The 9539-nt window shown below is 69.8% G+C and carries 8 protein-coding genes; 3 read left to right on the top strand and 5 right to left on the bottom strand.

All coding sequences use genetic code 11. The features are described from left to right. From AAIL17_RS01900 to AAIL17_RS01890, 3 genes are all read left to right on the top strand, one after another. Positions 1 to 1746 (top strand): transglycosylase SLT domain-containing protein (locus AAIL17_RS01900; protein ID WP_424681111.1); only part of this gene is annotated, 1746 nt, incomplete at its 5' end. A 1-nt stretch (position 1747) separates the two neighbouring features. Then, a complete protein-coding gene (locus tag AAIL17_RS01895) occupies positions 1748 to 2977 on the top strand; it encodes a multifunctional CCA addition/repair protein (protein WP_424681110.1) in 1230 nt (409 codons plus the stop codon). Between the two features lie 226 nt (positions 2978 to 3203). Further along, the gene (locus tag AAIL17_RS01890) at positions 3204 to 5198 is read left to right on the top strand and encodes an LTA synthase family protein (RefSeq protein WP_424681109.1); all 1995 of its coding nucleotides are present in this window, start codon (positions 3204 to 3206) and stop codon (positions 5196 to 5198) included. Positions 5199 to 5388: 190 nt separating this feature from the next. Here the strand turns inward: AAIL17_RS01890 and AAIL17_RS01885 are convergent, their stop codons facing one another. The 5 genes from AAIL17_RS01885 to AAIL17_RS01865 are packed head-to-tail and all read right to left on the bottom strand — an operon-like array spanning position 5389 to position 9521. Further along, on the bottom strand, positions 5389 to 6597 hold the full coding sequence (locus AAIL17_RS01885) for an ABC transporter permease (protein WP_424681108.1): 1209 nt from the start codon (positions 6595 to 6597) through the stop codon (positions 5389 to 5391). After that, complete coding sequence (locus AAIL17_RS01880) at positions 6594 to 7328, bottom strand: ATP-binding cassette domain-containing protein (RefSeq protein WP_424681107.1); 735 nt, start codon at positions 7326 to 7328, stop codon at positions 6594 to 6596. The genes AAIL17_RS01885 and AAIL17_RS01880 overlap by 4 nt, the downstream gene beginning before the upstream one ends. Next, positions 7325 to 8899 (bottom strand): alpha/beta hydrolase, encoded by a 1575-nt coding sequence (locus AAIL17_RS01875; protein ID WP_424681106.1) that lies wholly within the window; start codon positions 8897 to 8899, stop codon positions 7325 to 7327. Before AAIL17_RS01875 ends, AAIL17_RS01880 begins: the two co-directional genes overlap by 4 nt. 4 nt (positions 8900 to 8903) lie before the next feature. Continuing rightward, on the bottom strand, positions 8904 to 9122 hold the full coding sequence (locus AAIL17_RS01870) for a hypothetical protein (protein ID WP_424681105.1): 219 nt from the start codon (positions 9120 to 9122) through the stop codon (positions 8904 to 8906). 9 nt (positions 9123 to 9131) lie between these two features. Then, positions 9132 to 9521 (bottom strand): hypothetical protein, encoded by a 390-nt coding sequence (locus tag AAIL17_RS01865; RefSeq protein ID WP_424681104.1) that lies wholly within the window; start codon positions 9519 to 9521, stop codon positions 9132 to 9134. Positions 9522 to 9539 lie beyond the last annotated feature (18 nt).

Raw genomic sequence — 9539 nt, 5'->3', positions numbered from 1 at the left:
CCGCCGTCCGCCGACCTGCGCCGCGCCTGGCTGCGCAGCCAGGCGCGCCAGCAGCGCTGGGACGACTTCCTCGCGCTCTACACACCCGGTCTGGGTGATGCGCTCGCCTGCGACGCGCTGCAGGCGAAGCTGGCGCAGGGTGGCACGCTCGACTTCGAGCGCGACCTCGCCACGCTGTGGACCAAGCCCAGCCTGCCCAATGCCTGCGACCCGGTGCTCGCCGCTGCGCACGATGCCGGCCTGCTCACCGACGCGCGGCTGTGGACGCGCATCGACCGCGCGCTCGACGCTGGCCAGGGCGGCACCGTCGCCGCGCTGGCGCCCTGGCTGCCCGGCGAGGAAACCAAGGCGGCCGCCCGCCTGGCGCAGGCCCTGCGCGACCCGGCCGCGGCCGTCGCCGACGCGGTGAACTGGCCGGACACGCCGCGCCACCGCCAGGCCGCCGCGCTCGCCCTGCAGCGCGTGGCCCGGCGCGACACCGACGCCGCCGACGCCGGCTGGCAGCGCCTGCGTCCGCGCTTCACCTTCACGCCCGCGCAGCGCGACGGCGTGCTCTACGCACTCGCGCTGTACCACGCGACCGACTTCGACGAGCACGCCCTCGTCCGCCTCGCCGCGCTGCCCACCGAGGCGCAGACCGACAGCAGCCGCGAATGGCGCGCCCGCGTGGCGCTGGCGCGGCAGGACTGGCCCGCCGTGCTGGCCGCCATCGACGCCATGCCGGCCGGTCAGCAGGACGAGGACGAGTGGCGCTACTTCCGCGCCCGCGCGCTCGCCGCCACCGGCCAGGCAACCCAGGCCGACGCGCTGTACGGCAAGCTGGCGCAGGAGCCGACCTACTACGGCTTCCTCGCCGCCGATCGCGTGCGGGGCGACTATGCGATCTGCCCGCTCGACCCGCCGGACGACCCGCAGCGCGAGCAGGCGCTGCTCGCCAGGCCCGGGCTGCAGCGTGCCTTCGAACTGTTCGCCGTGGACCTGCCGCAACGGGCCCGCCGCGAGTGGTCGCGCGCACTGGACGGCGCCGACGCGGCCACCCTGCAACTGGCCGCACGACTGGCCTACGAGCGCCAGTGGTACGACCGCGCCGTGTTCGCCTACTCCAGCGGCGATGCCTTGCGCTACTACGACCAGCGCTTCCCGCTGGCCAGCCAGGACGGCGTGGTGCCGCAGGCACAGCAGGCCGGCATCGACCCATCCTGGGCCTACGCGATCGCCCGCGCCGAGAGCGCCTGGATGAGCGACGCACACTCCGGCGCCGACGCGCGCGGGCTGATGCAGCTCGTGCCGGCCACCGCCGCGCAGGTCGCCAGGAAGAACGGGCTGGCCTGGAGCGGCGGCCAGTCGCTGTACGATCCGGTGGTCAACATCATGCTGGGCACGCGCTACCTGGCGCAGATGGCCGCACGCTACGGCGGCGCGCCCTGGCTGGCGAGCGCCGCCTACAACGCCGGCCCGAACAAGGTCGACCAGTGGCTGGACCAGCGCGGCAGCTTGCCGCCGGACCTGTTCGTGGCGACCATTCCCTACCATGAGACCCGCGACTACGTGGCCCGCGTGATGGCCTTCGCCGTGATCTACGACTGGCGCCTGTCCGGCAAGGCCCTGCCGCTGGCCTCGCGGATGCCGGCGGTCGGCCAGCCGTATGGCCTTCCAGACGTCCATACGCCGCGCCGGGACGTCACCTGTCCCACCACTTCCGCACCGGCCTCCGCCTCGAGCGCGGTGGCGGGTACGTCGCGCTGACATGCGCCGTTACCTGGTCGGTGGTGCGGTGCGCGACCGGCTGCTCGGGCGGCCGGTGGTCGACCGCGACCACGTGGTGGTCGGCGCCACGCCCGGGGAAATGCTGGCACGGGGCTTCAAGCCGGTCGGCAAGGATTTCCCGGTGTTCCTGCACCCGGACAGCGGCGAGGAGTACGCGCTGGCGCGCACCGAGCGCAAGACCGGCCATGGCTACCACGGCTTCGCCTTCCACGCCGATCCGGGCGTGACGCTGGAAGAGGACTTGGCGCGGCGCGACCTCACCATCAACGCGATCGCGCAGGACGAGCATGGCGGGCTGGTCGACCCGTTCCACGGCCAGCGCGACCTCGAACAGCGCGTGCTGCGGCACGTGTCGCCCGCGTTCGTGGAAGACCCGGTGCGCCTGCTGCGGGTGGCACGTTTCGCCGCACGCTTCGCGCCGCTGGGCTTCCGCGTCGCCGACGAGACCATGGCACTGATGCGCGCCATGGTCGTCGACGGCGAGGTCGACCACCTGGTGCCCGAGCGCGTGTGGGCCGAGACCCGCCGCGCGCTGGCCGAGGCGCAGCCCTCGGCCTTCGTGCGCGTGCTGCGCGAGGCCGGCGCGCTGGCGGTGCTGTTTCCCGAAGTTGACGCGCTCTACGGCGTGCCGCAGCGGCCTGAGTACCACCCGGAGGTCGACACCGGCGTACATCTCGAGCTGGTGCTGGACATGGCCGCGCGGCTTGCCCCCGGCGACGACCTGGTGGGCTTCTGCGCGCTCTGCCACGACCTGGGCAAGGCGCGCACGCCGGCCGACGTGCTGCCGGGCCACATCGGCCACGAACACGCCGGCGTCGAGCCGCTGCGCGCGCTGGCCGCGCGACTGAAGGTGCCGGCCGAGCATGCGGCGCTGGCCGAACTGGTCTGCCGCGAGCATCTCAATGCGCACCGCGCGCTGAAGCTGAAACCTGCCACCGTGCTGCGCCTGCTGACGAAGCTCGACGCGCTGCGCCGGCCGCAGCGGCTCGAGGCGTTCCTCACCGCCTGCGAGGCGGACAAGCGCGGTCGACTGGGGAGCGCGGAAGCGGCCTATCCGCAGGCGGATTTCCTGCGCGCGACGCGGGAAGCCGCGGCCACCGTGAGCGCGGCCGAATTCGTGGCGCGCGGGCTGGCCGGACCGGCGATCGGCGAAGCGATGGACAAGGCGCGCATTGCTGCCATCGCGGCCGTGCCCAAGCCGGCTGCCTGAGCTCCCTCTCCCCTTTGGGGAGAGGGTTGGGGTGAGGGGCCGGGGCTCGCCCGGAACTTCATTTAGAGAGCGACGCTGCGGCAGCGGCGCTGCAGCTTCTCGCAAGCCTTGCCCCCTCACCCCAGCCAGGAGAGGGCGCCAAGAGCGGGAGATCGCGCACCCTAAGCACCAACCAAGCCCCGCCCTGTATAAAGTGCTGCTGCGTCCGAACCCGCCAGGGGTTGCCATGTCCTTGTCCGCCACGCCCGACCAGCCGCTGCGCCAGCGCTTCCGCCCCTTGTGGTGGCTGGGTGTCACCTACCTGCTGATCGGCGCGGCCACCCGCATCGTGCTGCTGGCGATGACCGGCTCCGGGGTGCCGCTCAATCCGCTGTACTGGCTGTACGCCTTCGGCATCGGCGCCTGCTACGACCTGGTCACGCTGCTGTACGTGGCCTGGCCGCTGCTCCTGTTCCTGTGGCTGGTGCCGCAGCGGGCCTACGTGTTGCGCGCAGGACAGTGGGCGCTGTACCTGCTGGCGCTGCTGCTCATGTACTGGCTGCTGTTCGTCGCCGCTTCGGAGTTCGTGTTCTGGGGCGAGTTCGGTGTGCGCTTCAACTTCATCGCGGTCGACTACCTGGTCTACACCACCGAGGTGATCGGCAACATCCGCGAGTCCTACCCGATCGGCCTGTGGATGAGCCTGATCGGCCTGCTGGCGCTGGTCATCGTGTGGCTGAGCCGGCGCTGGCTGCGCACGCGCGACGACGGCAGCCGCTTCCTGGGCCGCGGCAAGGTGGTGCTGGGCTGGCTGGTGCTCACCGTGGTGTCGGTGCTGGCGGTCAACGGCACGATGAAGGACCACAGCGACGACGCCTACGTCAACGAGCTGGCCGGCAACGGCATCTACCAGTTCTTCGCCGCCTTCCGCAGCAGCCACCTGGACTACTCGCGTTTCTACCGCACCCTGCCTGACGACGCCGCCTTCGAACGCGTGCGCAGGGGCCTGCAGACGCCGGATGCGACGTACGTCAGCACCGACCCGCACGACCTCACGCGCGCGATCCGCAACCCGGGCCCGGAAAAGCACCTCAACGTGGTGCTGATCAGCGTGGAGAGCCTGTCGGCCGACTTCCTCAAGACCTTCGGTGCCAGCCACGGCGAAATCACCCCGCACCTGGACGCGCTGGCCAACGACAGCCTGTTCTTCGACAACGTGTACGCCAACGGCACGCGCACCGTGCGCGGGCTGGAGGCGCTGTCGCTGTCGATTCCGCCGACGCCGGGCGATTCGGTGATCAAGATGCACCACAACGAGAACCTGTTCTCGCTGGCGGACATCTTCAACGATCGCGGCTACGTGTCCGAGTTCCTCTACGGCGGCTACGGCTACTTCGACAACATGAACTACTTCTTCGGCCACAACGGGTACGTCCCGGTGGACCGCAAGGACATTCCCAAGGACGCGGTCATCCACAGCGAGAACGTGTGGGGCGTGGCCGACGAGGACCTGTACACGCTGGCGCTGGGCCAGATGGACAGGATCCACGGCCAGGGCAAGCCGTTCTTCCTGCACATCATGACCACCTCCAACCACCGCCCGTTCACCTTTCCGGCCGGGCGCGTGAAGGAGCGCAACGGCACCCGCGAGGGCGCGGTGGCCTATACCGACTGGTCGATCGCCGATTTCATCGAGCGAGCGCTCAAGAAGCCCTATTTCGACGACACCGTGTTCGTGATCACCGCCGACCACGATGCCTCCAGCGCGGGCAAGACCAGCCTGCCGGTCAACCGCTACCACATCCCGCTGTGGATCTATGCGCCCAGGCACATCGCACCACGGCGCGTGGACCGGTTCATGAGCCAGATCGACATCCCGCCGACCCTGCTGGGCCTGCTCGACTTCAGCTATCGCAGCCGCTTCTTCGGCTACGACATCTTCAAGCTGCCGCCGGGGCGCGAGCGGGCGTTCCCCGCCACCTACGAGAAACTCGGCTACCTGCGCGATGGTCGGCTGACCATCCTGGAACCGCAGAAGAAGGTCGAGCAGTTCCGTCCCGACTTCGCCACCGGCGATGCATCGCCGGCGCATCCGCGCGACCCGGAGGACATCGACGACGCCACCGCCTACTACCAGGTGGCCGCCGAGCTGTTCAAGCAGGGCAAGCTGGTGCGTCGGCCGGAGGACAGGACGCCGGTGTCGCCGCTGCCAGCGCCAGCGAGTAGTGCGACTGGGCAGTAGGCTTCCGGCAAGACTTCCCCCATCCGCCCTGCGGGCACCTTCCCCCGTGAACGGGGGAAGGATCGAAGCCTTGATGCCACGTATCCGTGCCTTCCCCCGCAAACGCGGGGGAAGGTGCCGACAGGCGGATGGGGGCGCTTTTGGACCGGATGCGCAGGACGACCCCTTCGCGGGACTTTCCCAATCGCCTTCAGCCCGAAATCGCCAGCCGCTCGGAACGGTAGAGCTGCATGGTCACCAGCGCGACGATCAGCGCGAGCAGCGAAGTACCGGCCAGGCACAGCAGCAGCGGCACGTGGCCCACGCCCTCGCCGCGCACCAGGTCGAGGATGCCCAGGTGCTGGCCCAGCAGCGGCACGGCGTACATCCAGTCCTGCGGCTTGATCGGCATCGCCATCAACGCGACGCTGGGGATGAGCGGCAGCATCAGCAGCAGCGAGAGGTAGGTCTGCGCCTCGCGGTAGCTCTTGGCGAAGGCGGCCACCATCGACTGCAGCGCGCCCAGCAGCACGATCAGCGGCAGTTGCAGCAGCAGCACGTGCAGCGCGAACGACCAGCCCAGGTCCAGCTCCATGCCGAGCTTCTCGGTGGGGATGAAGCGGCCGACCACGCCGAAGGCGACCAGGCAAATCACCAGGCTCGCGGTGGAGAACGCGCAGATCGCCGCCAGCTTGCCCAGGAAGATCTTCCAGCGCGGCACCGGATTGGCGAACAAGGGCTCCAGCGATTGCCGTTCGCGTTCGCCCGCGGTGAGGTCGATCGCCAGGTACATGCCGCCGACGAAGATCGTCAGCACGAACAGGTAGGGCAGCATGTTGAACATCAGCACCGCGCGCGACTGCGCGGTGGCCTGGTCGCGCTTGGCCACGATCACCGGCGAGGCGAGCGCCGGCGACAGGCCGCGCGCCACCAGCCGCATCGCGCCCTGCTGGCGGGAGTAGGTCTCCACCAGCTTGGTGACCCGTTCGACCGGCGTATTGGAATCGCGCTGGGAGGAGTCGTAGATCAGTTCGACCTGCACCGGCTCGCCCTTGCGCCAGGCCTTCGGATACGCGGCGGAAATGCGCAGCACCAGGTCGGCGTCCTGATCGCGCACGGCCTTTTCCGGATGGGTGACCGCCGGCTGCGGCAGCACGCCGCCGGCCTTCAGCGCGCCGACCAGGTTGGGCGCGTACTGCGCGCCGATCACCGGCACCTTGAGCGGCTGCTCGGCCTTGTCCAGTTCGCGGTTCACGGTGAAGCTGATCAGCATCACGAACAAGAGCGGCGTCAGCAGCGGGCCGGTGAGGAAGGCGCTGGTGAGGGTGCGGCGGTCGCGCAGGTTCTCGCGCACTTCCTTGAAGAACACCGTAAGGAAGGCGCGGCTGCGGCGCAGCGGGTGAGTGTCCATCCTGTTCATGCGGCCAGTCCTTCTTCGCTGCCGATCAGTTTCACAAAGGCTTCCTCCAGGTTCGCCTCGCCGGTCTGCGCGCGCAGCGCGTCCGGCGTTTCGTCGGCCACCACGCGGCCGTGCGCGATCACCACGATGCGATCGCACAGCGCTGCGACCTCCTGCATGATGTGGCTGGAGAACAGCACGCAGCGCCCCTCCGCTTTCAGCTTCAGCATGAACTGGCGCAGCGCGCGGGTGGCCATCACGTCCAGGCCGTTGGTCGGCTCGTCCAGGATCACGTTGCGCGGGTCGTGCACCAGCGCGCGGGCGATCGCGGTCTTCACCCGCTGGCCCTGCGAGAAGCCTTCGGTGCGCCGGTCGGCGATGTCGGCCATGTCCAGCGCCTCGATCAGCGCCTCGCGGCGGCTGCGCACCTCGTCGTCCGGCAGCCCCTGCAGGTGCGCGAAGTAGTCGATGTTCTCGCGCGCGGTCAGGCGCTTGTACAGCCCGCGCGCATCGGGCAGCACGCCCAGGTGGCGGCGCACGGTGAGCGCATCGGTGGCCGCGTCGACGCCGTCGACCAGCACCTGGCCGCGGTCGGGCTTCATCAGCGTGTAGAGCATGCGCAGGGTGGTGGTCTTGCCGGCGCCGTTGGGGCCGAGCAGACCGGTGATCTCGCCGTCGCGGGCGGCGAAGCTGACGCCGTCGACGGCTTTCACCGCGCCGAACGCCTTGTGCAGATCCTTGACCTCGATCATGGGGTCGCTCCGTTGAAGTCGATGAACAGCGGGGTCGGTTGCAGGCGGTCCAGGCAGCTGGCGTCGAGCTTCTTCGGGTCCAGATCCTTGATGAAGCGCTGCACCAGTTGGGGCGCGCAGCCGGCGCCGATGACGTTGTGGCCCTGGCCCTTGAGCACCAGGTGGCGCGCGTTGGACAGGTGCGCGAGCACCTCCTCGCCGTAGCGCGGCGGCGTCACCGGGTCGTACTGGCCGGAGAGCAGCAGCGTGGGGATGGATGTCTTGAGCGGCTGGTGGAAGTCGGCCGGGCGGTCGCCGTGCGGCCACACCGAGCACACCGTCTGCAGGGTGTCGATCATGCGCGTGCCCAGGATGGTATTGGCGTCCTGCGGGCGGGGCTTGAGCAGGTCGGCATCCTCGCTGCAGATCACCGAGGACTGCATGCCGCCGTTCATGCTGTCGCCCAGGTCACCGCTGATCAGCTTGGCCTGTCCCAGCAGCGGGCCGACGTCGCCATGCGCCGCCGCGTCGATCGACAGCGGCAGCAATGCGGCGGTGATCGGCGAGTAGGCGAACAGGCGGACCACGCTGGCCAGCGCGTCGTCGCTGAGGGTGCGCTCGACGCTCTGGTAGTTCTGCGGATCGCGGAAGCTGACCTTGTGCGGGTTGGCGCGCAGCGCGTCGCGCAGCTGGTAGAGCGTCTGGTACGGATCACCGAAGCGCGCCTTGCACGCGGGCTCCGCCGAGCAACGGGCGAACTGCGCCTTCAACGCGTCGTCCAGGTTGCGCGCGAAGTCCTCGCCCAGCACCAGCGAATTGGGCGCCACGCCGTCGAGCACGATGCTGCGCACGGCGTCGCCATGGCGCATCGCGTACTGCTGCGCGACGCGGGTGCCGTAGGAGACGCCGATCAGGTCGAAACTCGGCGCGCCCAGCGCCTGCCGCGCATCTTCCAGGTCGGCCACCGCGGCGGTGGTGGTGTAGTAGCGCGGATCGGCCTTGGCCTCGACTTCCTTCAGGCACTGCGCCACCTGCGTGCGCAGCCGGTCGGGGTCGAAACCGGCGATCGGCGCGGCCTTGTCCTGCTCGTCGGCGGCCTTGCAGTCCAGCGGATTGGACTTGCCGGTGCCACGCTGGTCGATCAGCAGCACGTTGCGATGTGCCAGCAGCGGATCGAGCGCCGGGGCGACCGTCGGCCAGGTCTCGGTGGCGGCCTGGCCGGGGCCACCGGCGAGGAACACCAGCATGTCCTGGGCGGGCACCTGCGCCTCGGAGCGGACCACCGCCAGATTCAGCGTGATCTTGCGGCTGTGCGGATCGGCGCGGTTCTCCGGCACCTCGAACGGCGCGCACCAGGCGGCGGTGCTCAGTCCGCTGTCCGGACGACCCAGCTCGCAGGCGGTCAGGGTGAGCCGGCCGAGTTTCCAGGTGCGCGGCTTGGCCGCGGCCTGCGGCGCGGCCGGCGCGGTGTCGGCCGCGGCGTCCTCTCCCGCGGCGGCAGGCCCGTGCGGACGGAACTGGTTCCATGCCAGCAGGCCGAGCCCGACGGCGATCACGACAATGCGCAACGCGGTGCGCGCTTTCAAAGCCATGTCCTCAACTCCCTTCCAGTACCAGAACCAGTCCAAGCCGGTGCGAGAGCGCCGGCGCCAGTTGCCAGGCGGTGCGCTCGACGCTCCAGTCGTGCGCGGGATCGTCCCCGCCGCTTGCGTTCGGTGCCGGCGCGCCCGCCCGGGCAGCCTCGCGCCAGACGGGCATGCGTGCGCCAATCAGCACGAGCAGTGCGGCGGCGATGATGGCAGTCCTGCGGCTCATGCACGCCTCCTACAGCGACCAGTAGCGATAACGCAGGCGTGCCCACAGCTCCGCCAGCACGTAACAGCCGATCAGCACTCCCGGCACCACGTCGAACGGCACGCGCGCAAGCTTCAGCGCATTGACGAAGAACATCGCCAGAGTCACTCCAACGCTGGCGATGAAGGCCAGCACCATCGCTTCCATTTCGATTCGCCGGCGCATTTCGTCCATGCCCTGCAGGTGGCGGAACTCGGCCCAGCCGACCCAGCAGTAGCACACCATCAGCACCGCCACGCCGATCACCTTGCCGGCCGGCGGCAGATGCCGCTGCAGCAGGCCGAACGCCACGACGACCGCCAGCAGGACTGTCGCCGGTAGCCAAATGGCGCGTGCATATCGCTTGAACAGCTTGTGCATGACATTCCTCTCCGCCGT

It is taken from the genome of Frateuria sp. YIM B11624 (genome assembly GCF_049727805.1).
Taxonomy (GTDB): domain Bacteria; phylum Pseudomonadota; class Gammaproteobacteria; order Xanthomonadales; family Rhodanobacteraceae; genus Frateuria_A.
The sequence above is the reverse complement of the archived record's forward strand: the minus strand, read 5'-3'. Positions and strand labels throughout refer to the sequence as shown.